Below are 25,625 nucleotides of genomic sequence, written 5' to 3'. Positions count from 1 at the left end.
GTGCGATGGGGGTTGGGATGACAGCGGACGCTGCTGGCGGGGCGATTGAGAGGTTCGATCTGACGAGCTTGGTTCCGAAGGACGATCGGTATGCAGTTCTTCGGGATCTTGTTCCTGAGGCGTTCTCTGAGATGGAGTTGGTGCCTGAGGACCTGGCGGTGGCGATGGGGCAGAGGGCGGTTGATCCTCAGCAGGAGCGGTATGGGCTGTCTTGGCCGGGGAAGGCGGCTGCGGCGGCTGCGATGCAGGAGCCCTCGGTCGGGAGTCTCCGTCCGGATGCCGACCGGTCGCTGCGCGCCGATGTCGCCCGTGATGTGGTAGTCGAGGGCGACAGCCTGGAGGTGCTCAAGCTGCTCCAGCGGGCCTATTACGGCAAGGTCAAGATGATCTACATCGATCCGCCGTACAACACGGGCAAGGAGTTCATCTACCCGGACAATTTCCGCGAGGGGCTTGCCACCTATCTGCGCTTTACCGGTCAGAGTGATGAGTCGGGGAAGAGGTTGTCGGCCAATGCCGAGACGAGTGGGCGCTACCACTCGAACTGGCTCTCGATGATGTTTCCCCGCTTGGCGCTGGCGCGGAACCTGCTGCGGCCGGATGGTGCGATCTTCATGACCATCGACGACCACGAGGTACACAACCTGCGCCTGCTGATGGACGAGATCTTCGGTCCTGAGAACTTCGTCGCCAGCTGCATCTGGCAGAAGGTGTACGGTCCCAAGAACTCGGCACGGCATTTCAGCGAGGATCACGACTACGTCCTCGTCTACGCGAGGAACGCGGCGGAGTGGGAACCGAATCCGTTGCCGAGAACGGAAAAAATGGAGGCCCGCTACCAGAATCCGGACGATGATCCACGCGGCCCGTGGAAAAGCGGTGACCTATCTGCCCGCAATTACTACAGCAAGGGCACCTACCCGATCGAGACGCCGTCAGGCCGTCCAATCCCTGGTCCGCCTCCGGGCACCTATTGGCGCTACTCGGAGGAGAAGTTCAAGGAGATGGTTGAGGACAACCGCATCTGGTTCGGGGCTGACGGTTCGGGAACACCGGCGGTCAAGCGCTTCCTCAGTGAGGTGCGAGAGGGGAGGGTCCCGCAGACGCTCTGGAAGTATGAGGAAGTTGGCCACACTGATGAGGCCAAGAAGGAACTTCTCGAACGAGTCGAATTTGCTTCCTCGGAATCCGTCTTCAACACGCCGAAGCCGACGCGGCTGATTGAGCGAATGCTCCGACTCGCAACAACCCCGGCGACAGGAGACATCGTATTGGACTTCTTCGCGGGGTCAGGGGCCACTGGTGAGGCAGTGTGGAAGCTCAATGCCGAGGACGGCGGCAACCGGCGATTTGTGCTGGTGCAGCTTCCCGAGCCGACGGGATACGACGACTACGAGACCGTCGCTGGCATCACGCGTGCTCGGCTCAAGGGTGCGGCAACCGCGCTGACTGCTGATGGCAATGGGACACTTGAACCACCAGGGCCAATGGGCTTCCGCAGCTTCGCGCTGGCTGAGTCCAACTTCCGCGTTTGGGATGGCGAGGCTGACGGCGGTGAGGCACTGGAAGCAAGGCTGTCGCTGTTCGCTGACGGGGTGAGCCAGTCGTCAACGGCTGAAGAAATCGTGGCCGAACTGTTGCTCAAGGCCGGGTATGAGCTCACCGAGCAGGTCGATGTGGTCGAAGCCGCTGGCGTGGTGCTGCATTCCGTGGCTGACGGCCAGCTCGTCATCGTCGTAGACGGGAAGCTCACTCTCGAAGCCGTTGAGGAGATTGTCGCGAGACGGCCGCCGCTCATCCTCGTCTTGGATCGGTGCTTCGGTGATGACGACGAGATGAAGGTCAACGCCATGCAAACGATCCGATCGGCCAACCAGAGCGGCGGTGCCGACATCACCCTCAAGGTTGTCTGACCTTGTCCTCGGTCAGGCTGAAGTTCGAGCCCGATCTCGCGTACCAGCACGACGCGGTGCAGGCTGCGGTCGACCTGTTCTCCGGGATGCCGTTGGTCAGCGGTGAGTTCAGCGTTGCCACCGCCACGGGCGCCCAGCTCGCGTTGACCGAGTTGGGAGTCGGGAACCCCGACCCGGGCGACTCCCTAGAGTCCGATCTGCTCTCTAACCTCCAGCAGGTCCAGGAGGAGAACGAGCTTCCGGTCAGCGCGGAGCTTGGAGGGCCGCACTTCACGATTGAGATGGAGACGGGGACCGGCAAGACGTATGTCTACTTGCGAACCATGTTTGAGCTGCACAAGCACTACGGGTTCACCAAGTTCGTGATTGCTGTCCCATCCGTTGCTGTCCGAGAGGGCGTGTTGGCCAGCATCAAACTCATGCGAGACCACTTTCAGTCTCTGTATTCGATTCCGTTCGACGCGCAGGTCTACGACTCGAAGAATCTCGGCCGGGTACGGCAGTTCGCCACCTCCAACACCATGCAGATCCTCATCCTCAACATCGATGCCTTCCGCAAGGACGTGTCAGCAGATGGCGAGGAGGGTTCCCGCAACGCCAACGTGATCAACCGGGCCAGCGATGCCATGTCGGGGCGGCGCCCGATCGAGTTCATCCAATCTTGTCGTCCGGTCGTGGTGGTCGATGAGCCGCAGAACATGGAATCGGAAAAGGCGGCTGCGGCCATCGAGCGGCTCAACCCGATGTGTACCTTGCGGTACTCCGCAACCCATAAGAAGGACTACAACCCGATCTACCGGCTCGGGCCGGTCGAAGCCCACGAGATGCGCCTGGTGAAGAGCATCGAGGTGGCCAGCGTCGTCGGTGAGGAGAACCTCAACGCCGCCTTTGTCAAGGTGGTGAGGACCGATCAGAAGAGGATGCGGGCTCAGGTGCAGATCAACGTAGGCACCGGTTCGGCTGGTGGGCAGAAATCGGTCTGGGTCAAAGTGGGCGCCGACCTCCATGCGCTGTCTGATGAGCGGCAGGAATACGCCAATGGATTCATTGTCGCCAACATCTCCTTTCGTGCGGGCGACGAGAATGTTGAGTTCAACTCTGGCCAGATCGTCTACGAAGGCGAGCCACAAGGAGGATTCGGCGACGAAGTCCGCCGGGCCCAAATCTGGGAGACCGTCAGACAGCATCTCGATCGGGAGCTCTCCCTGCATCGGCAAGGCAAGCGCATCAAGGTGCTGTCGCTCATCTTTTTGGACAAAGTGGCCAACTACCGCCAGTACACCGACGACGGGCCCCGGCCCGGCCAGTTTGCTGAGTGGTTCGAGGAGGTCTACGCCGAACTCGCCGCCAAGCCAAAGTATGCCGCTCTCAAGCTCTCAGCAGCGACCGAGGTCCATGGCGGCTACTTCAGCAAGGACAAGGCCACCCGGAACAAGCCCGAGAAGCTGAAGGATACGAGCGGCAGGACCAAGGCCGACGAAGACACCTACGAGCTGATCATGCGGGACAAGGAGCGACTTCTCAGCCCCGACGAGCCGCTTCGGTTCATCTTCAGCCACTCGGCCCTCCGGGAAGGTTGGGACAACCCCAACGTGTTCCAGATCTGCACACTCAACGAGTCCAGATCGGCCGACCGCAAGCGGCAAGAGATCGGTCGCGGCCTTCGCCTGCCTGTCAACCACGACGGGGAGCGGGTGCGAGACCGCAATGTCAACCGGCTGACGGTGATCGCGAACGAAGCCTACGAAGACTTCGCCCGGGCCCTCCAGACCGAATACGAGGAGGACACCGGGCGGAAGTTCGGCGTCGTCGAGCGAACAGCTTTCACCCGTCTGCTCCGGCCCGCAGGCCATCCGGTGAATCCGGGCGAGAAGTTCGGTGCCGACGGATCAAGCATCGTGTGGGACCACCTCGAAGCGGAGGGCATCATCGGGAGCGAAGGCCAGGTACTCCCTTCGTTCAACCCGCTTGACGAGTCGTTTGTTCTCCCGGTTCCTGAAGGTTATGAGGGTTCAAGGGAGGACATCACCAGGGTGATCTCGAAGCGCGTTGAGCTGATCCAGATTCGCGATGCGCGGAAGCGCCAGACGGTCCGCTACCGGAAGCAAGTCACACTGGATCCCGAGTTCCAAGAACTCTGGAATCGGATCAGCGTCCGCACCCGGTACCGGGTCGCGCTCGACACCGATGCACTGGTGGCCGACACCGTGGTCACCCTTCGGGAAGCCCCGGCGGTCGAGGTGCCGAAGATCACGATCCGGGTTGCCGACATCAAGCACAAGCTCTCGGGTTTGCAGGCAACAGAAGTGCAGACGAAACAGGCACTCGACACCGAAAGGCCGACCTTCCTGCCGGACATCCTCGCCGACCTCCAGAACGAGACCGACCTGACCCGCAAGACCATCGTGAGGATTCTCACCGAATCAGGACGCCTGGACGACTTCCTCGTCAACCCTCAAGCGTTCCTCCAGCTTGCTTCGAGAACCATCACCATGGTGCTCCGGTCGCAGGTGCTCAGCGGGATCGAGTACGAGGAGGTCGCCGGCTCGATGTGGGAGATGCGCCGCCTTGAGCCCGAGGCCGAAGAGGCGATCGAGCGGTACGCCAGCAACCTCTACAAAGTGCAGAACGAGGACAAGACCCCGTACGACCACGTCGAGTTCGATTCCGAGGTCGAGCACCATTTCGCCAAAGCGCTAGACGACAACAGGGATGTCCGCTTCTACATCAAGCTCCCCTCGTGGTTCACGGTCGACACACCAGTCGGCCCCTACAACCCTGACTGGGCGATCATGCTTGAGTCCGAGGCCAAGCTCTACCTCGTGCGCGAGACAAAAGGCAGCCTCGACGCTGTCGAACGCCGAGAAGTGGAGAACATCAAGATCGACTGCGCGGAAAAGCACTTCAAAGCAATTGGGGTTGACTACAAGGTGGCAAACAGCCCTGACGACCTAGTGACGCAAGCGGCGGGTTGAGAGGTCGAGTCTGGGCAGATCTAGCTGGGCGACTCAGACGTTTCTCCTACTCCAACTGGGTACGACAGCCAGGAGGTCCGGTCTTTGAGCGTACGCCGAAGGTTGTAACGGTAAATTGATTTCGATTGTCACACGATGGGGATATGGTTGCGGTGGGAGCAGGGCAGGGCTCCTGCAGCCCGCTTGGGTATTGCACACATATGCCAAGAGGCCAAGGGGAGTTCACACTTCCCAAGAACTCTGGCCTGACAAGACGAGCATCACCAGGCGGAGAGCTTTCGAATGTCCCCAGTCGATTTCAACACTCTGGACGTCTATGGCCTCATAGACGCTGACACGGCCGAGGCTAGGGCCTTCACGACCTACATGGGCTACTGGGGGGCCATCGCTGGAGTGATTGAGGATCGATACGGAATCGATTTCCACCAGCCACTAGTCAACGACCTCAAGGCCCGTCGGCCGGTCAAGAAGCTAACCGGACAGCCATTCAAAGGTGATGAACAAGGCTTGAGGGAACTCCTGCTCGGTGCATGGACTCAAGAGCTAGGCCTGTACGCCGTGGACGATGACGACCCTCGGCTGATGCTGCAGAACCTTTGGAACAACGTATACGCGTACTATGCGACATCACGTGCTGCTGCAGGTTTCCTACTCGTCAGAAATAACGCAGTTCCGACGAGTCACCGCAAGACACTCAAGGCTCTTGCTGCTTCAGTCAAGGGTTCTCCTATCTTTCCGCAGCCTTGGTCGCTTACTTGCACACGACATGGGGCGCTGAGCTTCAAGGGATTCGACCAGCCCCCGCAAGAGGTGAGCAACCTTGCTGCTAGTCCCAACCCATATGACCTGCTTGCGAAGTGTTTGAAGACAACGAGAGGTAGGAGGCTGGAGGACCTTAAGAGAGAGCGGAGGCAGAATCTAGGTAGGTCGCAACTTCCGAAAGGCGAGGGGGTTCGAATCGATAAGAGCTGTGAACCTACGACAGTCTTTGACTTCTTGTGGAGATCAAGGACAAGGTCCAATTATGGCGACCCGTCAATGTTCTACGTCGGTACCCTTGACCATGACCGGACCCCGTTTTTTGGTCCAGGTGTTATGAGAGTTTTTTCGGGTTGTTTTTTGCCCATTGGTCTGCGTATTCGGCTGGGGTGAGCATGCCGAGCGCGGAGTGGGGGCGGTAGGTGTTGTAGTCGGTTTGCCAGTCGGCGACAAGTACTTGGGCCTCGAGGAGGCTGTCGAACTGCTCGATGGCGAGGAGTTCGTCTCGCATTCTGGCGCCGTATGACTCGACCCAGGGGTTCTGCCAGGGAGACCCGGGGTCGATGTAGCTGGTCTTGGTGCTGGTGAACTCGCACCAATCGCGCAGGGCCGCGGCGGTGAGCTCGGGGCCGTTGTCGCACCGGATGAACTCGGGGTGCCGGCCCCTGGCCGAGGCGATCTTGTCCAAGCACGCCACCGTCGCGTCCGCGTCGATGCTGTGGTCCACGAGGTCGGCGAGCGACTCTCGGGTGAACTCGTCGAGAACGTGCAGTATCTTGATCCTGCGGCCCGCCGCGGTCGCGTCGAACTGGTAGTCCAGCGCCCACACGTGGTCGGGGTGCTCGGCTTTGAGCAGTCCGGCGTCGGCGTCGGAGTCTCCTGTGCGCTGTCGCTTGCGCCGCTTCGGCGGCACCCGAAGGCCCTCCTCGCGCCACAGGCGCTGGACTTTCTTGCGGTTCACCGCCCAGCCGTCGCGCACCAGCACCGCATGGGCCCGCCGATACCCCCACCGGGGGCGGTTCTCGGCGAAGTCGCGCAGCTCGGCCCGCAGGTCCCGGTCGGGGTCCTGCTCGGCCGGCTCGTAGCGCTGGGTGGAGCGGTGCTGCCCGACGATCTCACACGCCCGCCGCTGCGACACCCCCAGCCGCTCGCAGAGCAGCCGGACGGCTCTGCGCCGCTGCGGCGGGCTCACCATTTTGCCCGGCTGATCTCCCGCAAAGCGTCGATCTCCAGCTCCTTGTCGGCCACGATCCGCTTCAGCCGCGCGTTCTCGGCCTCCAGCTCCTTGAGACGCTTCACGTCGTCGGCCTTGAGGCCCCCGTACTGATTGCGCCACCGATGAAACGTCGCCTCCGACACCTCCAAACGCCGCGCCACATCCGCGATCTCCGCCCCCTCGCCCAAAAGCCGATCGGCCTCCCGCAGCTTGCGCACAATCTGCTCGGGCGTGTGCCTTCGCCTCGCCATAGTCGTGATCCTCCTCCATCCAGCAACACTGGACAACGAACTCTCACAACAGGTGGACCAAACTCAGGGGGTCACGCCAACCACGCTCGCAGTGAACGATATGTCCAGTCGGTTCGTTTCGTCACAGGGGCCACGATGCTCTTGTTTGAAGTTCTTGTTGCGCAACGTGCCCCAGATGTGGTTGCGGAGGCTGGGGTACATTTCATCTCAAGAGACCGAACGCGCTTTAGTGGCGAAGTCCTTGGTGAGCGTCTTCGAGCTATCGGGGTGTTGGACTGAGCGGAAGATGTACGCCCCGTGGGGAGGGTAGAGTCAACCGATCACGAAGGGGTCGCGGGTGGCGCCGGTTAGTTCTATCCAGACGGTTTTGGTTTGGAGGAAGCCGTCGAGGGCTTCCAGGCCGTTGTCTCGGCCGTAGCCTGATTGTTTGAAGCCGCCGAAGGGGGCCATGTAGCTCACGTTGCGGTAGGTGTTGATCCACACGGTGCCTACCCGGAGCGCTCTGGACACCCGGTGGGCTCGGCGGATGTCGTTGGTCCAGATGCCGGCGGCCAGGCCGTAGTCGCTGTCGTTGGCCAGCTTCACCACTTCGTCCTCGTCTTCGAATTCCAGCACCGCTAGCACCGGGCCGAACACTTCCTCGCGCACGATGGTGGACTGGTTGGTCACCCCGGTGATCACGGTGGGGCGCACGAACCTCCCGCCGAGGTCGGGGTCGATCATTCCGCCCGCGGCAATGGTGGCGCCCTCTGAACGGGCCTGGTCGATCATGGCCAAGATCCGGTCGCGCTGGGCGTCGGATGCCGCCGGGCCCATCTCGGTGGCAGTATCGGCGGGATCGCCCAGCACCAGCTCATCGGCCCGGGCCACCACCCGTCCGACCACCTCATCGGCGATGTCCCGGTGGATGTAGGCCCTCGACCCGGCAATGCAGGTCTGTCCGCTGGCGGCGAAGATCCCGGCCAAGAGCCCGTTGGTCACCGCCTCGGGGTCGGCGTCGGCGAAGATGATCTGGGGCGACTTGCCGCCCAACTCCAGCACCGTGGGCGTCAGGTTGTCGGCTGCGGCCCGGGCCACGTGCTTGGCAGTGGCCCCGCCGCCGGTGAAGGTGATCTTGTCGATATCGGGATGGGAGGTGATGGCTGCTCCCACCTCGGCCCCGCCGGTCACCACGTTGATGACACCGGGGGGAAACCTGGCCTCGGCGGTTCGCTCGGCCAGCATCAGCGCGGTCACCGGGGTGATGTCCGATGGCTTGACAACCGCGGTACACCCGGTGGCCAACAGGGGGGCCAGCTTCCAGGTCAGTAGGGCCAATGGCGAATTCCACGGGATGATGGCCCCCACCACCCCGATGGGCTCGCGCTCGGTGTACACCAAGAAGTTGGGCGAGGGGCTGGGAAGCTGCTCGCCGCCGATCTTGTCGGCCATTCCGGCGAAGAATTCGTAGTAGCCCTGCAAGCCCTTGGCCTGGGCCGACGTCTCACGGATGATCTTGCCGTTGTCCCGGGTCTCGACGGTACCCAGCAGCTCGGCGTCGCGGGTCAGCAGCTCCCCCAGGCGGCGCATCAACTGGGCTCGCTCGGTGGCGGCCATGGTGGCCCAGGGGCCGTCGGTAAACGCCCGCCGAGCCGCCCGGACGGCGTCGTCCACTGCGGCTGGGTCGTCAGCCACCTCGGCCCAGGGCTCGCCGGTGAACGGGTTGGCCGTGGCCATGCGCTGTCCGTTGGGCGGGGGAGTGAACCCCCCGTCGATCCAGTTGTCGTAGGTCTCCATCAAGACTCCCCTTCCACTATGGAGATGGCTTGGCCGGGGCAGCGGTCTACCACCACGGCAGCTCGGTCTCGAGGCAGCAGGCCATCGCCGATGACCGATGAGATGACTATGTCGTCGTCGAGTTCGAACACCTCGGGTTCGAGCATCTCGCAGATGCCACCGCCGATGCAGAGCTCCTGATCGACGGCCACCCGCACCATGTCGTCGCTGGCCATCAGTTGCTCCCCCCGGCTGGCCTCATGCCCACTGACAGCACGCCGTGGACGAAGTTGGACCGGGCTCGCACCGGCTCGCTGGTCTGCTCCAGACGGATCGACCGTTTGGCCATCTCCTCCAGCAGCACGGTGACCTCCAGCCGGGCCAGAAAGGCCCCCAGGCACAGGTGGGGACCGCCGCCGCCGAAGGCAAAGTGGTCGCTGTTGGCCCGGCTTGCGTCGAAGCGGCCTACATCGAACCTGTCTGGATCCTCGAACACCGCCTCGTCGCGGTTGGCCGAGGCGTACCACATCACCACCTTGTCGCCCTGGGCGATCGAGGTACCGGCCAGCTCGGTGTCGGTGGTGGTTGTGCGCCGCATATGCATCACCGGAGTGGCCCATCGCAGGATCTCCTCGGTGGCCGACTCGATCAGTGCCGGATCGTCAAGCACCCGCTGCCACTCCTCGGGGTTGGCGGCCAGCGCCAGGCCCCCGTGGCTGATGGCAGTTCGGGTGGTCTCGTTTCCGGCGAACACCAGCAGGTGGAACATGTTGCGGTATTCGCTTCTCGACATCCGCTCCTCATCAGATTCGGCCTGCACCAAGTGCGAGACCAAGTCGTCTTGGGGATCGCCTTGGCGTTGCTGTCGCATGCCCTCGCCGTACTCGAACAGCGCGTGGCTGGCCGGGCTATTGAACGGCAGCAGGCGAAGCTCGGTGGTGTTTCCGAATGCGTCGGGGGGGATCGACTGGGCGTCGCCGGTGCCCTCCACCAGGTAGTTGGACAGCTCTACCAGATAGTCGGCGTCGTCGGTGGGAACGCCCAGCATGGTCAAGATCACCTGGATAGGCAGAGGTGCGGCCACCATATCCACCCAGTCGCCTCCTCCTTGGGCGACGAATTCGTCGAGCAGTTCGATGGTGATGGCCCGCACCGTTTCTTCCCACCGGCGGATGTTCTTGGGGGTGAAAGCGCCGGCAACCAAGCGCCGAAGCCGAGTGTGGTCGGGGGCGTCGGTGTCTATGAGCGACCGCCGGGCCTCCAGCGCGTCGGCTTCCAGGTCCCACAGGTTGGTGTGGCCGATGGCCGAGGAGAACAGCTCCGGGTTCCGGGACACATAGCGCACTTCGGCGTGGCGGGTCACGGCCCAGAATCCACCGTTCTCGTAGGGATGCCAGGCCAGCCCGGGAATGGCCCGGATCTGGGCGAAGCGGTCGTGGGGGATCCCCTCGAGATAGAGGCTGGGCTCGGTGATGTTCGGCGCTTCCACCGCGGCAGCCGGAGCCATGTCAGCAGTGCTCCGCGTACCGGGCCCGCTCCCAGTCGTTCACCTCATCGGGGTGGGGGGAGTTCTCGGTGGCCAGCGCCAGCTCGTGTTCGGCCAGCAGCAGGAAGGTGGTTGAGAACTCCTCGCCCAGCATTTCGGCGAGGGAGCTTCCTCGAAATGCGGCAATCCCCCCCGGCAGATCGCTGGGGAGGGGCTCGGTATCGCCGGGGTCGGCGTACATGTCGCCCTCGCTCATGGGGGGCAGGGCCAGTTCGCGCTCGATGCCGTCGAGCCCGGCGGCCAGGATGGCGGCGATGATCGCATGGGGATTGGCGTCGGCCCCCGCCGAACGGAACTCCACCCGGTTACCGCTCGAGCCGGCCTCGCAGATGCAACGGCACATCACCGATCGGTTGTCGAGCCCCCAGTGAATATGGGTGGGCACGAACGTATACGGGCGGATGCGCTTGGCTCCGTTCACGTTGGGCGCCCCCAAGAGAGTGAGGGCTGGCGCGTGCTCGATCAACCCCGCCACCCAGTGCTCCATGATCTGATTGGGGCGACCATCGGAGGAAGCGAATGCGTTTGCCCCTCCGTCGGCATTAGCGAGGCTGGTGTGGACGTGCATGCCGGAGCCCGACTGGTCGGTCCAGAGCTTGGGAATGAAGGTGGCTCGCAGGCCATGCTGGACGGCCACCTGCTTGACGATGCTCTTGAACAGCACGGTGTTGTCGGCGCAGGTCATGGCGTCGGCGTACTCGATGTTGATCTCCACCTGACCCGGGCCGTATTCAGGGTTGGACGACTCCACCTCGAGGCCGGCGCCCAACAGAGCGGCTCGCATGTCGTGGAGGCAGTCTTCGACGTCCATGGCATCGGTAAGCGAGGAGTACTGAATGTGGTCTTGCACCGGTTCCCAGCCGGGCTTGCACAGGTAGAACTCCAACTCGGTGGCCACCACCGGGTCCAATCCGGCACGGCGGCACCGCTCGATCTGGTTGGCCAGCACATTGCGGGGGGCGACGGGGTGGGGGTCGTCATGGGGATCGAAGGTGTCGGCAAACACCAGGGCGTAACCGGGCCGGTGGCTGAAAACCCGGGCGGAGGAGTGGTCGGGCACCAGATGGCAGTCGAGAAACCCGGCATCCATGTTGATGTAGGGGTTGTCGGCCAGGTCATTCTGCATGTCGAACACGAAGATGGCGTCGGCGATGTGCAGGCCGTGATCCGCGATCCGGTGGAAATAGCGCTCCACTGGAACCCGCTTGCCCCGCAGGTGGCCCAGGGTGTCGGGTGTCGCCACCTCGACAGTGTGGACTTCCGCCTGTTCACAGGCAGTGCGGAAGTCGTCGATGCTGGTGGGCTCAGCCATGGTTCGAATACCTCTCTGAAGGGCTAATTGGCATGGGCTTGGTTGATCAGGAGCACCAGGCGACCTTCGACGTCGCCGGTGCGCAAACGGTCGTGGGCCAGTTGGGCGTCGGTGAAGGCCATGGTCTCCACCGGGGCGATGATGGACGGCTCCCGGCGGGCCAGGTCGAGGAGCTCGCCCAACTGCGGTCGAGTGCCCCAGATGCTGGACATGAAGTGGGCCTCGTGGGGGACGGCCCCGACGCCGAACGGGACGCGGCCGCCGTACAGACCGACAGCAACCACCAGGCCTTGCCTGGCCACCGCGCCGGCCGCCGTGGCCAGGGTGGTGTCGCTGCCCACGAAGTCGATCACCGCATCGCAGAGTGGCAATTCGTCGTCGGCGTCAAGCGCCCCGTCGGCCCCCATGGCCAACGCCGTGGCTCGCTTGTCGGCGGCCCGGTCGAAGACGAGCACCTCAGCGTCGGACAGCAGTTTCAGGTAGCGCAGCGCGAACTGACCGATCCCTCCGGCGCCGATGACCAGCACTCGGCGCTTTCGGCCCGGACGGCGCAGCGTCTCCAGGGTTTGCTGCACCGCCCGATAGCCGGTGAGGCCCCCGCAAGCCAGCGGTGCGCTGGCCACCGGGTCGAGATCGCCCAGCGGGTACAAGTACGCCCGGTCGGCGATGGCCATCCGCTCGGCGTACCCCCCGTCGACCACCAACCCGGCCTCGGTGGCATCGGCGCAGATCATCTCGTTGCCGTCGGCGCACTCCCGGCACTGCCCGCACCCCCAGGGGGCGTACACCATCACCGGCCCCAGCTCGGAATGGAACCCGGTGACCTCGTGGCCCAACACGATGGGTAGCGGGCTGGGGAATTCGCCGTCCACCACGTGCAGGTCGGAGTGGCACAGCCCGCAGGCGATGACCTCTATGGTCTCACCGCCGGTCGCACCGGGCTCGGGGTAGTCGTCTACCACCACCAGTGGTGATTTCCGGGCTTCGAGTACGACGGCGCGCATGTCAGTAGCTCTTGGGCAGGCCGAGGCACTTCTGGGCCACAAAGGCCAGAACCAGGTTGTTGTTGATGGGGGCCACTTGGTAGAGCCGGGTCTCTCGGAACTTGCGCTCGATGTCGTACTCCTGAGCGAAGCCAAACCCGCCGTGGGTATTGAGCGCGGCATTGCCGGCCTCCCAGGAGGCCTCCGACGCCAACAGCTTGGCCATGTTGGCCTCGGCCCCGCACGGCTCTCCGGCATCGAACATATTGGCCGCCTTCCACCGCATGAGGTCGGCAGCTTGGAGATTGGTGTACGCCTTGGCCAGCGGGAAGGCCACTCCTTGGTTCATGCCGATGGGCCGTCCGAACACCTCCCGCCCTTTGGCGTACTCGCTGGCCTTCTCCAGGAAGAACCGGCCGTCGCCGATGCACTCGGCGGCGATGAGGATCCGCTCGGCGTTCATGCCGTCGAGGATGTGGCGGAATCCCTGGCCCTCGGCGCCCACCAGGGCGTCGCAGGGCACGACAACGTCGTCGAAGAACACCTCGGTGGTGTTGTGGTTCATCATGGTGGGGATGGGGTTGATGGTCAGCCCCGGCACCAGTTCGCCGTCGTCGCCCCGCAGCTCGATGAGAAACACCGACAGGCCGTCGGTGCGGTTGTCCACCTCATCGGCGGGGGTGGTGCGGGCCAGCAGGATCATCAGGTCGGAATACAGCGCCCGCGACGTCCAGATTTTCTGGCCGTTGATGCGCCAGGTGTCCCCGTTCTGCACCGCCCGAGTCTGGATTGCGGTGGTTTCGGAGCCAGCGCTGGGCTCGGTGACCCCGAATGCCTGCAACCGTTTTCTTCCATCGGCCACCTGGGGCAGGTAGTGCTGCTTCTGTTGCTCAGTGCCATGGCGCAGCAGCGTGCCCATCACGTACATCTGGGCGTGGCACGCGCTGGGATTGCCGCCGCTGGCCGAGATCTCCTCCACGATCACTGATGCCCCCGCCAAGCTCAGCCCACCGCCGCCGTATTGCTCGGGAATCAACGCACCGAGCCACCCGTGAGCGGTCAGCTCGGCCACGAACTCTTCTGGGTAACCGCTGGGCTCCAGCTCGCGCCAGTATTCGTTGCCGAACTTGTCGCACAGTCGGCGGACCTCAGTGCGAATTACCTCAAAATCGTCGGAGCCAGCAGTCATCTAGTCCTCCCAGAATCCCTGGCGCTCCAGATGGGCCACCGCGGCCACGCCCGACTCGTGGAGGTGGTGCTCCATGCGGCGGCGGGCCTCGTCGGCGTCGCGGTCCACGATGGCTTCCAGGATGGCGGCGTGGTGGCCGACGGCTTGGGCGTTCCAGCCGTCGGTGAACTCGTAGTAGTCGGCTGGCACCGAGCGTTCCAGCAGCCGCAGCAGCCAGCGCGTCCGGCGGGGGGCGGTGCGGTTGATGATGCGGTGGAAGGCCCAGTTGAGCGCGGAGAGGTCGTCGTCAGTCCCGTCGACGAACCGGTCGTGGATGGCCCGCAATTGCTCGATCTCATCCTCATCCAAAGTGCTCGCCGCGATGGCTCCCGCCCGCCCGGCCACCACGCCGAAAAGCTCGTAGTGGTCGACGATGTCCTCGGGGGTCAGGTCGGCCACCACGGCCCCGCGCCGGGGGATCAGGTCCAAAAGCCCCTCTTGGCCCAGGATGACCAGGGCCTCCCGGATCGGACTGCGGCTGACGTCGAGCGCGGCGGCCAGAGCTTCTTGGTCGATCTTGGTCCCCGGTTTCAGGGCACCGGTGAGGATTTGCTCCCTCACATACAGCACCACGTCGTCGGCCAGTCCGCCTCGCCGGCGGTTTGGCGGGCGGGTGCCTTGGTAGGGATCGGGGAAGACGGCCAGCTCGGTCATGACGCCGATGATCCGAGGTAGGCGGCTTGCACCGCAGGGTCGGCTTGGATTTCCTCGGGGGTGCCGGAGGCTATGACCGAGCCGCGGTCGAGGCAGTAGATGCGATCGCAGATGCCGATGATGAAGTCCAAGTCGTGGTCGATCACCACCACGCCGGCGCCCACTAGCGCGGCCATGGTCTGCACCTGCTCGACCATGGCCAGCGACTCGGTATCGCTCATCCCCGAGGTGGGCTCGTCGAGCAGCAGGAACAGGGGCCGGGCGGCTGCGGCCCGGGCCAGCTCCAGTCGGCGGGAGTTGCCGTAGTCCAGTTCGCTGGCCCGTCGGTCCCGGTGGTCCCACAGGCCGGCGGCGGCCACCAGCACGTCGGTTTCGGGGGTGGAGCGGTCGTCGCGTTCGGCGATGGCCACCAGTCGGGTCACCTCCACGTTCTCCCGCACGGTGAGCGAATCGAACAGCCGCAGGTTCTGGAAAGTGCGGACCAGCCCGGCCCGGGCGATCTCGTGCGACGGGGTGCCGATGAGGTCGGTGCCGTTCAGCCGGACCCGCCCGGAGGTTGCGGGAACAAGCCCGGTAATCACGTTCAGCATGGTGGTCTTGCCAGCGCCATTCGGGCCGATGATGCCCACCACTTCGCCGCTGCTCACCTCGAAGCCCGACTGTGAGAGCGCTTGGAATCCGCCGAAGGCAACACTGACGTCGGTGACCTCAAGCCGGGCCTCCTTGGTGGCGGCTGCCTCCGGCTCGAGGGCCGCGTCACGGTCGGAGCCCATAGCGGCCTCTGGTACCGCCGGGGCGCTCTCGGCTCGGGTGAACCGGCGGTGGAGCCACTCGTCGAACTCCCAGTCGCTGAGCAGGCCCTTGGGCCTCCAAATCATGAAGCCGAGCATGGCTGCGCCGAAGAACACGGTTTGGAGGTTCTCCCGGAAGATCCAGTCCAGCGGCGCGCTGTCGAGGCCGAGGCCGAACACTTCGAAGCCGTCTTGGCCCAGTCGGCGGGCCAGTTCCCGGCCCACGGTCATTACGGCCACGCCGAATAGCGCCCCGGTCACGCTGTTTCGCCCGCCCACAATCAACATGGCCAGCGTCAGCAGCGTGTAGTTGAAGAAGAAGTTCTCGGGGAGGATGGAACCGGTTTCGTAGACCCGCAGGCTGGCCCCCACCGATACCACTGCCACCGAGATCAATAGCGCGATCATCTGCTGGACCATGGGGTTCACCCCCATGGCTCGGGCCGCCAAGTCGTCTTCCCGACCGGCCTTGGCCAGCCGGCCGCGCCGGCTCTGGGCAAACAGGCGGGCCAGCACCAGCGCCCCGCCCAGTGCCAAGTAGATCGGTACTCGGGTGTCAAGGGCGCCGCCGATGCGGAATGACAGGCCAGCGCGTTCACCGCCCGTCATCTCCGGCCAGTTGCGAGCCACCTCGTGGGTCACAAAAAGTAGGGCCAGCGTGATGACGGTGGCAGCCACCGCTCCCGACTCAGCGCCGGAACGGGCCAGGCCGATGCCCACGAAGATGGCGACTACCACCGTGACGGCGATGGAAACCCCCACAGCTCCCCAAGAACCCATGTCGACGTCAGTGAGCCCGAGGGGTGCGTCAGGGATGCGCTTGGCCTTCTCAGCCGGGGCGATTGCGAAGATGGCGAATGTGTAACCGGCGATGGCGCCGAATCCGATGTGGCCGAACGACAGTACCCCGGTGTTGCCGACATAGATCTGGATTCCAAGCACGATGATGGCGTCGATCATGGCGATGGTGACTAAGCGCTCCCCAGCACCGCTGAAGAAGCTCTGGTAGAGCAGCCCGACGGCAATGAAGGCACCAAAAAGCAGCCCAACTCCGACGACGGGGAAGGCCACGTCGCGACGCAAGTCGGGAAACACCCCCAGGTGGGCAGCGGAGCGGCCGCTCTGTTCAGACATCAGACCCTCTCCGCATGGGCAACCCGGATAAGTCCCTGGGGTCGGAAGATGAACAGGAGCGCAATCAACAAGAACACAAACCCCTCGGTAAGGCTGGCTACCGAGTCAGGCAGCCGAGAGCGCAGCAACACCTCGGCTAGACCCAGAACGAAGCCACCCAGAACTGCTCCTCGCAAGCTTCCCAATCCGCCAATCAATGCAGCCAAGACCCCCTTGAGCATTGGGGTTATACCCGAACTCGGTGTGGTGTGCCCGCGTTGCATTAGCCAGAACACGCCGGCGATCCCGGCCAGCAGGCCAGAGAGGGCGAACGCACCCCGAATCACAGAGTCGGACCGCACACCCATTAGCCGTGCAGTGTCGAAGTCGGCTGCCGCCGCCCGTAGAGCCAGACCGAACATGGTGCGTTGCACCAGCCAGGTGGTGGCCAAAAGGGTTACCAGCGTCACTCCTATCACTACGGTGTCGAATACCTCGATGTGAAATGAGCCCACGCTGTAAGTGTTGGTGACCCACCCAGGCCTCGAGAACGTCTTCACCGACGCGGAGACGTACAGCAGGAAGATGGCGAACACCACGAAATGGACGCCGAATGATGTCAGCAACAGGGTGAAGTCGGAACTTCCTCGAACCCGGCTGAACGCGACCCTCTCGATGACCAGCGAGGTGGCAATGGCGGTGCCAATGATCACTGGTGTGACCACAAACCACGACCACCCCTCGTTGATGGTCCAAAACGCCACATAGCCCGAGACGGTGATCAACTCGCCGTGGGCGAAATTGAGAAGGTGCATAACTCCGAAGATCACGGCCACGCCCAGCGCCAGCAGGGCATAAATGCTGCCTCTTCCCAGGCCGTCGATGAGGTTCTGGAGCAGTTCGGTCATTGTCCGTTGCCCCCGACGAAGGTGTCGAACAGGTCGGGGCGCTCCCGCAACTCCGCTCCGGTGCCCTCGGCCACCACCTCGCCGGATCGCAGCACGTAAGCCCGATCGGCAACCTCCAGCATGCGGGTGGCGTTCTGCTCCACCACCAGTAGGGTTCGTCCTTGGCTTCGGAGTGTTTCGATCAACTCGAACACCACATCCACCAGCACGGGAGCCAAGCCAAGAGAGGGCTCGTCCATCATCAGTAGTCGAGGCTTTGACATCAGTGCCCGGGCAATGGCCAGCTGCTGGGATTCCCCACCCGAGAGGTAGCCGGCAGCCACCGTCCGCTTCTCTCGCAACACCGGGAACCGCTCGCCCATCTCTGCGAGCAACTCGACCCGTTCGTCGCGGGACTGGGTGATCCCGCCGATCTTGAGGTTCTCCTCCACGGTGAGGTCGCCAAAGATCCGCCGATGTTCGGGAACCAGTGCCACGCCAAGGCGCAGCAGTCTTTCTGGCGACCGGCCGGTGATCTCGGCTCCCTCGAAGGTGACCGTACCGGCTGCGGGGGAGAGCAGCCCGGCTATCGATCCCAACAGCGTGGTCTTGCCAGCGCCGTTGGGTCCGATGAGGCCAACCACCTCACCAGACCCAACGTGCAGATCGGCATCTCGAAGCGCTGAGATCGCACCGTACCGGGTAGTCAATCTCGAGACTTCGAGCATGGCGCTAATCGTATGTGAGCATCAGGCCTGAGTTTTCGGGCCTGGGGTTAGCCGATGGTGGCGACCAGGGTGTCCACACCGTCGACGATTCGATTGATAGGGACGGCCTTGGGCGGAATTCCGTTGGTACCAGCGAAGGTGATCTCGCCGGTCAAGCCCTGGAAACCCTCGATTTGGGCCACCGCGGCGCCGATGTCGGCAGGGTTGGTGCAGCCGCAGTTCAAGATGCCCTGAATGCCCAGGAACATGGAGTCCACGTACAGGGCCATGAATCCCCGGCTCTCCAATGCCTCACCCTTGGCAGCCTCAAAGTCGGCCAGCATCGTGTCGATGCGATCGCCGGAGGAAATGCTGGTGTGCGGGGTGTGGGCAATGCCCTCGTTGTTGTCCTCGAATTGGATGCCGGTGGCGTCCAGCGCGTCGGTGCCGATGTAGGTCAGTTCGTCGAGGCCCTGGCCTTCGAGCTGGCCCCGCAAAGCGGTGACCTGGAAGCCGAGAGCGGCTGAGAAGACAACCTCGTTGTTCTGAGAAATTCCGGCGATCTCGTTGACCTGAGCGGAGAAGTCGGTGTCGGCTGCCCATACGTAGGTCTGGACGCTTACGATCTCCCCGCCGAGTTCTTCGAACTTGGCCATGAAGGCATCGGGATTGATCCCGGTATAGGGGATGCCCGCACCCTCGGTGAACACGATGGCTCGGGTGATGCCCTGGTCCCAAGCCCACTGGGCCGCGGCGCCCGACATGCCGTAGTCGTCGAAGGTCACCAGGAATGAGTTGATCGAGGCGTCGGCCAGTGTCGGCTCGGTGGAGGCGGCCACGAACAGCGGAACCTGGCCTTCGGTGGTCTGGAGAATCGGCAGGGCGAAGTCGGCGAACGGAGGACCAATCAGAAAGTGTGCGCCCCAATCCAGGAGTTCCTGGGTGGCCAGCACTGCGTCGTCGCCGACCTCGGCCACTCGGACCTCTACCGGGGAGCCGTTGATGCCGCCGGTGCAGTTGACTTTCTCGGCGATGAATGGCACCAGCTTTGAGCCGGGGATGTCCACGAATCCCACCACGTCGCTGAAGTCCATGGCCATGCCCACCCGGATGGGATCACCGGTGGGCGGGGCAGCGCAGTTGTTCAGGTCGGCAGCCAGAACCGCGTCGATGTCCACGCTGGTGGCCATCGGCTCTGGTTCCGGCTCCGGTGCGGCGTCATCGTCGTCGTTGCCGCAGGCGGACACCACTAGGGCAAAAACCGCCAGCAAAGCGATCAAGAACTTGAACTTGAGTTTCATGAACTCCCCCTCCTCGGTCAGGTTGCGCGAACCTTACGGGAAAAGTCGTTTGGGAGCAAACGACTTTTGTATACAAAAGTCAAAATACATTTCCTGCCCAGAACTGTCAATGGTCAGTATCAGAAGATGCCGTCAAGCAGGAAGCAGCTCGGCTACCAACGTGCCCGCCACCACCACTGGCGTGCCGTCCAAGGTCACCGTGCAGCCCCGCATTGGCAGGTCAAAGTGCCCCCGGCAAAATCGACCGGCCACCTCGTTGGCCCCGGTGGAATACAGGAAGTTGCCAGCGAAAGCCCGGAGTTCGGTCCCGTTGTGGTCGGCCTTGTCCCACAGCGCCATGGCCTCCCAACGGGCCGAGGTGTTCATGCCCCAGCCGACGTGGCTCACGGCGTAGGCGTCGGACTCCTCGAAGGCAGCCAAGTAGGAGCGGAACAGATCGGTGTCCACCCCGCTGCCTTCGATGGCGGTGATGTAGTCGTCCACCACGGTCAGCGTCACCGGATCCCGGACGTATTCCTTGAAGGTGAGGTTCACGTCGCCGGGGGCCAGCACCACTGCGCCGTTCACCGTTCCCGCGGCGGGGAACGCCAGCACCAGGCCGCCGGGCCAGTGGGCGATGGTCCCCGGATCGGTACACCAGCCGTGCGACCCGGCCCGCACTGCGCCGGTGAGATCGACGGTAAGGTCGGTTCCTGCGTTGGAGACCACATTCATCATCTCGGCCTGCTCCAGTAGAGCCACACCGGTTGCCACCCGATCGGCCAGGGTCGGGTCGTGGGGCCACCGCTCGGTGTTCTCCGGATGCTCGTTGGAGATCATCAGCACCCGGGCCCCGCTGGCCAGGATCGGGCCGAGCTCGGGAGCGTGGAGCAGCCCCTCCACCGTGCAGTCCACGATGAAGTCGGCATTGGACAGCGCCCCCAGTGCCGCCGGGTTGGCGGCCAGTGCAACCGACGCCCCGGTGGAGCGGATCGGCAGCGGCCCGGGGTTGGGCGGAGTGGTGACCACCACATCCACGGGGGCGACTCCGAATTGCGACAGGGCCAGGCGGGCGGTCTGCACGATCTCGGGTCGGCTCCGGGTTTCCGACAGCACAACCGCGGTCTCGGTCGGCGCCAGCTTGCACGCTTCGAACTGCTCGGCGTACCGCTGCACCCAGGCACTTTCGACCATAGAAACGCGCCTCTTGATCACACCGGAGTCTCGGTGGCGTCGTCAAAGAGGCTGGCTCGGCCGAGGCGTTCGAGGCACACATCCATGCTCCAGGGGTGCATGGCCGCGCCGCACCGGGCATCGCGGTAGAACTGCTCCAGGCGAGACGGCCGCAGCAGGGCTCGCCCGCCGCACACCCGCAGCGCCAATGACGCCAGTTGGGGAGCGCCGTCCATGGTGGTGACCATCGAGCTCCACGCCCGCCGCACCGCGGCTGGCTCGGGATCGACTCCGGACTCGCCCAACACCCGGTAGCACAGCGCCTGGGCCCGGTCGTAGATGAGGTTCATCTCAGCCCAGCCCTGTTGTTTGATGGGGTGGGAGCGCTTGGCCGTCGGACCGCCGTCGCCGATGAGGTACTCGGCGGTGGCGTCCATGATGGCCCCCATCAGGCCCATGTAGGCGAACGACAGGGTCATGAAGAAGTACGGCCACCGGGCCGCGGCTTGGTCGAACATCCCCGGCGGTAGCCACTCGCGCTCGGCGGGCACGAACACATCCTCCAGCAGCAAATTGCGGGAGTCGGTGGCCCGCATCCCCAGCGAATCCCAGTCGCCCTCGATGTGCAGGCCCTCGGAGTCGGCAGCCACGCCCAGGAGGCGGATCCGGGGGTCGCCCTCCACTACGCACACGACGTTGTGGATGTGAGCCGCTCCGCTGAGCGAGGCGAAGATCTTCCGCCCGCTCACCCGGTAGCCGCCGTCCACCGGCACGGCAGTGGTGGCATACCCCTCGGTGGCCCCGGCGGCGATTCCCTCCGAGAAGGGCTGGCTGTGAATGTGACCCTGCTCGACAATGCCCTGCCACAGCCCGGCCCGGCGCGCGTGCAGCGCGGACTGCTCTTGGGAGTCCAGATCCATATCGTCGGCGATCTGTCCCACCAGCAGCGTGGTACACACGTGCATGTTGAAGGTCAATGCGGTGGCGGCACAGTGTCGCCCGAGTTCTTCGGACGCAAGGGCATAGCCCACGAAGTCGGCGCCCAAGCCGCCCGCCGACTCGGGAATGCAGATGCCCAGCAATCCGGCGTCAGCCATTTCGTGCCAGTTGTCAAAGGGGAAGGCCGCGTCCCGGTCATTTTTGGCGGCGCGTGCCGCCAGTCCCGGGCCTAGTGCTCGAACCCGCTCCACGAGGGCGGCTCGCTCGGGGGTCAGCACTCCATCTTGTGCTGCAAGATCGGCGAGCATCACGGCGCCTCCCGGCGCTTGATGGGCACAAATCCCTTATCCACAGCCTCGACTCTATTTCCACGGCGCTCGTCTGCGTTAGCCCAGTTGAGTCGTTTGGTACCAAACGAATATACTGTCGGCGTGGCCGACCTCCAAGGGTTCATGTATCCCCGAACGCCGACTGGCGCTGGCAGCATCTTGCCGGGTCCGCCGTGGCACTACTCGGGAGAGATGCTCACCGTGGAGTTCCGCACCGATCCGCCCAATGTGGCCGAGCTCCTCCCCGAGCCGCTGGAGCTGGTCGACGACGACCCCGGCGCCGTGGCCCTCATCTGGGCCGACTGGCAGAGTTGCAGCGACACCTTCGAGGAGATCCTCGACCCGGCCCGGGCCCAGTACAAGGAGGTGTTCTTAGTGGTTCGCTGCACCTATCAGGGCCAGATCTTCAGCCGGGCGGCCTACATCTGGGTGGACAAGGACTTCGCCATGGCCCGGGGCCACTTACAGGGCTACCCCAAGAAGATGAGCGAGATCTGGATGACCCGCCCGGTGGCCTACGGCAAGGCCGGACCCCGGCTCGAGCCCGGGGGGCAGTTCGGCGCCACCCTCAGCACATGGGGGCGGCGGATTGCCGAGGCTCAGTTCACCATCCGGGGCAACGCCGAGTCGCCCGGTTTCGTCAACAGCCATCCCATGCTGCACAGCCGCCAGATGCCGGCCATCGAGATGGACGGGCGCGACTCGCTGGATGAGCTGGTCACCATGCGGGGCTACGACGCCGACCTCGGCCCCGTGTTCAGCGGCGACGCCGAACTGGTGCTGCCCGACAACCCCACCGAAGAGCTCGCCCGCTTAGCACCCTTTGAGATCATCGACGGCTACTACCGGCAGGTGGGCAATTCCATGGCCGGGGGCACCACGCTGTGGGCCGCCCCCAACCCGATGGAATCCGAATGATGGCCGTCCCGGCCCATGCCGACAACTATCTGGCCGACCTCGGCCCCGATAACGCCGACATCACTGATCACGACACCTACGTGGCCGGCGTCCCCCACGCCACGTTCACCCGGCTGCGGGCCGAAGATCCGGTGCATTGGACCGAGGAGGCCGACGGGGCCGGGTTCTGGTCGATTCTGCGCTACGACGACTGCCTGGCGGTGAGCCGCGACGTCGAATCGTTCACCTCGTCGCTGGGCATCCGCCTTGAGGAGATGGACGCCGAGCAGACCGAGGCCCGGCGCACCATGATGGAGATGGACCCCCCCGAGCACACCCGGCTGCGCCGCCTGGTGAACAAGGGCTTCACCCGCCGGACGGTGGAGACATTCGAATACTCCATCCGAGAGCTGGTGGGGGAGGTGCTCGACAAAGCGCTGGCCAACGACGAGTTCGACTTCGTCCACGACATCGCCGAGGAGCTCCCCATGAGGATGCTCGGTCGCCTGCTGGGCACCGACGACACCGACGGCCGCAAGCTGGTGGCCTGGGGCGACGCACTGTTGGGCAACACCGACCCCGACTTCACCGATTTTCCGGTGGACCTCACCGACACCGAGCAGTTCCGGATGGTCCCGTTTCGCAGTCCCGCGGCCATCGAGATCTTCCAGTACGCCCAAGACCAGGCCGCCGACCGGCGGGTCTGTCCCCGAGACGACATCATCACCAAGCTGCTGGCCCCCACTATCGACGGCGACCCGCTCACCGACCTGGAGTTCAACAATTTCTTCACCCTGCTGGTGGCCGCGGGCAACGACACCACCCGCTACACCATGACCCACGGCATGTGGACCCTGCTGAACCACCCCCAGCTTTGGCAGGCGTGGCAGTCCGACCCCGGTCTGACCACCACCGCGGTGGAGGAGATTCTGCGCAGCGGATCGGTCACCATGCACTTCCGTCGCACTGCCACCTGCGACGTTGAGATGCGGGGCTCGCAGATCCGGGCAGGGGACAAGGTGGTGATCTGGTTTGTGTCCGCCAATCACGACCCCGAGGGATTCGAGCGGCCGTTCCGATTCGATTTGGGTCGCGAGCACAACGACCACATGGCGTTCGGCCGCAACGGGCCGCACCTGTGCCTCGGGGCTTGGCTGGCCCGCATGGAGGTGAGGCTGGTGTTCGAAGAGCTGATGAAGCGGGTGAGCCGTTTGGAGCCCGCCGGCCCGATCCACCGGCTGCGCTCCAACTTCATATCCGGGATCAAGCGGCTTCCGGTCAAGGTGGCGTGATGGGCCATCCAGTTGCAGGCATCCACCTCTTTTCGACACAGGAGGCAAACTGATGGGCGCGATTGTCGGGGCTGGCCTGATATCCCACGTTCCTACGCTGGTGCTGCCTGAGGAGATTCGCCGATATCTCAACGACGGCGAGGACACCACGCTTTACCAGGGACTCCACGATCTGGGTGCCCAGCGGCTGCGCCCAGTTGGCGCCGAGACTGTGGTGGTGGTGGACACCCACTGGTTCACCACCGTTGAGCACATCGTGACCTCCCATGACCGCCGCGGCGGACTGTTCACCTCAGAAGAGCTGCCCCGGGGCATGTGCCAGGTGCCCTATGACATGCCCGGCGACCGGGAGCTGGCTGAGGCGTGGGCCGCCCAGGCCGTCGGGCGGGACGACACCTGGATTACGGCCATCGACGACCCCCATCTGCCGGTTCACTATCCCACCATCAACCTGCTGCCGTTTCTCCAGGGCGACGAGGCCTGGGTGTCGGCCAGCATCTGCCAGACCGCCGAGCCCGATGACTTCCTGCTGTTCGGCGAGCTGTTGGCCCAAGCTGTGGCCAACTTGGACCGCCGGGTAGTGGTGTTGGCCAGCGGTGGTCTGAGCCACCGGTTCTGGCCGCTGCGCCAGTTCCGAGATCACGAGGGGGCCGATCCAGCGCGGCATCTCCGCACGCCCGAGGCCAGAGCCGCCGACGAGTATGTGATCGGATGCCTGGCCAAGGGCGACCACGCCGGGGTGCTTGAGTACCTGCCGGAGTTCTCCACCCACGCCCCCGAAGGCTTCTTCGGCCACTACCTGACCATGGTGGGTGCCCTCGGCGGGGCGGCTTGCACTGCCGCTGGCGAGCAATTCGGCCAATACGAGGCGGTCGCGGGAACCGGCCAGGTGCATCTATGGTTCAGCCCGTGAAGCGCGCCCTGGCCATCGCCCACGAGTTGGACGGTCTCCCCGGCCAGATAGCCACCCGCTTGCGCCAGCGGGGCTACGAGGTCCACATCCATGTGGTGACCCACGACTACGACTACCCCAACGTCGCCGTGCCCTTCCCGTCGATGGATGACTACGACCTGCTCTTGCCCATGGGCTCGGTGCGCACGCTCACCGACAAAGACGAGATCGACACCTGGATTTACGAAGAGCTCGACATGATCAGACAAGCCCACGAGGAGGGCAAGCCCGTGTTGGGGATCTGCTTTGGCGGGCAGCTCATCTCTGAGGCGCTGGGCGGAGAAGTCGAGGTGTCACCGGTGACCGAGATTGGCTGGTTCGAGCTCGCCGACGGAGAGGACGGCCCCAACCCGGCCGGACCGGGGCCGTGGATGCAGTGGCACCACGACCGGTTCACCCCGCCCCCCGGAGCCGATGTGCTGGCCCGCAACGACAGCTCCGTGCAGCTCATCAGGATCGGCAGCACGGTGGGAACCCAGTTCCATCCCGAGGTCGACGTGGCCCACGTGGAGTCGTTCCTTCGCCTGGCCCCCCAGGACTACTTGGACGAGTGCGGGGTGGACTTCGACCAGCTCATGGAGGAGACCCGCCAGCACGAGATGGCCAACATCAAGCAGTGCCATGCCTTTGTCGATTGGTATTTAGACGAGGTGCTGGCGGACTAGACCACTCG

General features: G+C 64.3%; 21 protein-coding genes. 7 read left to right on the top strand and 14 right to left on the bottom strand.

Going from position 1 to position 25,625, the window contains the following annotated elements; genetic code table 11:
• The first annotated feature begins 131 nt into the window (after positions 1-131).
• The 3 genes from ACOQPI_RS00355 (at position 132) to ACOQPI_RS00345 (ending at position 6,040) form a co-directional block, all read left to right on the top strand.
• Positions 132-1,913 (top strand): site-specific DNA-methyltransferase, encoded by a 1,782-nt coding sequence (locus ACOQPI_RS00355; RefSeq protein WP_420617744.1) that lies wholly within the window; start codon positions 132-134, stop codon positions 1,911-1,913.
• Between the two features lie 2 nt (positions 1,914-1,915).
• The gene (locus ACOQPI_RS00350; protein ID WP_420617743.1) at positions 1,916-4,888 is read left to right on the top strand and encodes a DEAD/DEAH box helicase family protein; all 2,973 of its coding nucleotides are present in this window, start codon (positions 1,916-1,918) and stop codon (positions 4,886-4,888) included.
• A 282-nt stretch (positions 4,889-5,170) separates the two neighbouring features.
• A complete protein-coding gene (locus ACOQPI_RS00345; protein ID WP_420617742.1) occupies positions 5,171-6,040 on the top strand; it encodes a hypothetical protein in 870 nt (289 codons plus the stop codon).
• On the opposite strand, the gene ACOQPI_RS00340 is transcribed toward ACOQPI_RS00345, so the two are convergent.
• The 14 genes from ACOQPI_RS00340 to ACOQPI_RS00275 form a co-directional block, all read right to left on the bottom strand.
• Positions 5,982-7,114 (bottom strand): IS3 family transposase gene (locus ACOQPI_RS00340; protein WP_420617741.1). Its coding sequence is split into 2 segments (ribosomal slippage): positions 5,982-6,856 and positions 6,856-7,114, totalling 1,134 coding nucleotides; the frame shifts between segments, so codons are not numbered across the junction. The two genes, ACOQPI_RS00345 and ACOQPI_RS00340, sit on opposite strands and share 59 nt — an antisense overlap.
• Before the next feature lie 312 nt (positions 7,115-7,426).
• On the bottom strand, positions 7,427-8,890 hold the full coding sequence (locus ACOQPI_RS00335) for an aldehyde dehydrogenase (RefSeq protein ID WP_420617740.1): 1,464 nt from the start codon (positions 8,888-8,890) through the stop codon (positions 7,427-7,429).
• Positions 8,890-9,105, bottom strand: coding sequence for a ferredoxin (locus ACOQPI_RS00330; RefSeq protein ID WP_420617739.1), 216 nt, complete (start codon positions 9,103-9,105; stop codon positions 8,890-8,892). Before ACOQPI_RS00330 ends, ACOQPI_RS00335 begins: the two co-directional genes overlap by 1 nt.
• On the bottom strand, positions 9,105-10,376 hold the full coding sequence (locus ACOQPI_RS00325; RefSeq protein WP_420617738.1) for a cytochrome P450: 1,272 nt from the start codon (positions 10,374-10,376) through the stop codon (positions 9,105-9,107). Before ACOQPI_RS00325 ends, ACOQPI_RS00330 begins: the two co-directional genes overlap by 1 nt.
• A gap of 1 nt (position 10,377) precedes the next feature.
• Positions 10,378-11,727, bottom strand: a complete 1,350-nt coding sequence (locus tag ACOQPI_RS00320) for a glutamine synthetase family protein (protein ID WP_420617737.1) — start codon at positions 11,725-11,727, stop codon at positions 10,378-10,380.
• Positions 11,728-11,750: 23 nt separating this feature from the next.
• On the bottom strand, positions 11,751-12,731 hold the full coding sequence (locus tag ACOQPI_RS00315) for an alcohol dehydrogenase catalytic domain-containing protein (RefSeq protein ID WP_420617736.1): 981 nt from the start codon (positions 12,729-12,731) through the stop codon (positions 11,751-11,753).
• 1 nt (position 12,732) lies between these two features.
• Positions 12,733-13,899 (bottom strand): acyl-CoA dehydrogenase family protein, encoded by a 1,167-nt coding sequence (locus tag ACOQPI_RS00310; protein ID WP_420617735.1) that lies wholly within the window; start codon positions 13,897-13,899, stop codon positions 12,733-12,735.
• Entirely contained in the window at positions 13,900-14,592 is a 693-nt protein-coding gene (locus ACOQPI_RS00305) for a GntR family transcriptional regulator (protein WP_420617734.1), read from the bottom strand.
• Positions 14,589-16,517, bottom strand: coding sequence for an ATP-binding cassette domain-containing protein (locus ACOQPI_RS00300; RefSeq protein ID WP_420617733.1), 1,929 nt, complete (start codon positions 16,515-16,517; stop codon positions 14,589-14,591). The genes ACOQPI_RS00305 and ACOQPI_RS00300 overlap by 4 nt, the downstream gene beginning before the upstream one ends.
• Entirely contained in the window at positions 16,517-17,404 is an 888-nt protein-coding gene (locus tag ACOQPI_RS00295; RefSeq protein ID WP_420617732.1) for a branched-chain amino acid ABC transporter permease, read from the bottom strand. Before ACOQPI_RS00295 ends, ACOQPI_RS00300 begins: the two co-directional genes overlap by 1 nt.
• Positions 17,401-18,111 (bottom strand): ABC transporter ATP-binding protein, encoded by a 711-nt coding sequence (locus ACOQPI_RS00290; RefSeq protein WP_420617731.1) that lies wholly within the window; start codon positions 18,109-18,111, stop codon positions 17,401-17,403. The genes ACOQPI_RS00295 and ACOQPI_RS00290 overlap by 4 nt, the downstream gene beginning before the upstream one ends.
• Before the next feature lie 47 nt (positions 18,112-18,158).
• A complete protein-coding gene (locus ACOQPI_RS00285; protein ID WP_420617730.1) occupies positions 18,159-19,391 on the bottom strand; it encodes an ABC transporter substrate-binding protein in 1,233 nt (410 codons plus the stop codon).
• Positions 19,392-19,523: 132 nt separating this feature from the next.
• Positions 19,524-20,564 (bottom strand): peptidase M29, encoded by a 1,041-nt coding sequence (locus ACOQPI_RS00280; protein WP_420617729.1) that lies wholly within the window; start codon positions 20,562-20,564, stop codon positions 19,524-19,526.
• Between the two features lie 17 nt (positions 20,565-20,581).
• Complete coding sequence (locus ACOQPI_RS00275) at positions 20,582-21,790, bottom strand: acyl-CoA dehydrogenase family protein (protein WP_420617728.1); 1,209 nt, start codon at positions 21,788-21,790, stop codon at positions 20,582-20,584.
• A 123-nt stretch (positions 21,791-21,913) separates the two neighbouring features.
• Here ACOQPI_RS00275 and ACOQPI_RS00270 point away from each other — a divergent pair, with 123 nt between their 5' ends.
• From ACOQPI_RS00270 to ACOQPI_RS00255, 4 genes are read left to right on the top strand one after another with little or no spacing between them, the layout of a single operon-like run.
• The gene (locus ACOQPI_RS00270; RefSeq protein ID WP_420617727.1) at positions 21,914-22,729 is read left to right on the top strand and encodes an acetoacetate decarboxylase family protein; all 816 of its coding nucleotides are present in this window, start codon (positions 21,914-21,916) and stop codon (positions 22,727-22,729) included.
• The gene (locus tag ACOQPI_RS00265) at positions 22,726-24,000 is read left to right on the top strand and encodes a cytochrome P450 (protein WP_420617726.1); all 1,275 of its coding nucleotides are present in this window, start codon (positions 22,726-22,728) and stop codon (positions 23,998-24,000) included. The genes ACOQPI_RS00270 and ACOQPI_RS00265 overlap by 4 nt, the downstream gene beginning before the upstream one ends.
• A 52-nt stretch (positions 24,001-24,052) precedes the next feature.
• Positions 24,053-24,913, top strand: a complete 861-nt coding sequence (locus ACOQPI_RS00260) for a catechol 1,2-dioxygenase (protein WP_420617725.1) — start codon at positions 24,053-24,055, stop codon at positions 24,911-24,913.
• Positions 24,910-25,617: a type 1 glutamine amidotransferase gene (locus ACOQPI_RS00255; RefSeq protein ID WP_420617724.1), complete on the top strand. Its 708-nt coding sequence runs from the start codon at positions 24,910-24,912 to the stop codon at positions 25,615-25,617. Before ACOQPI_RS00260 ends, ACOQPI_RS00255 begins: the two co-directional genes overlap by 4 nt.
• Positions 25,618-25,625 lie beyond the last annotated feature (8 nt).

The sequence above is a fragment of the Candidatus Poriferisocius sp. genome, assembly GCF_965219815.1.
In the GTDB taxonomy this organism is placed as follows: domain Bacteria; phylum Actinomycetota; class Acidimicrobiia; order Acidimicrobiales; family Bin134; genus Poriferisocius.
Note: the sequence above shows the minus strand (reverse complement) of the source record. Positions and strands in the feature narration are given on the sequence as shown.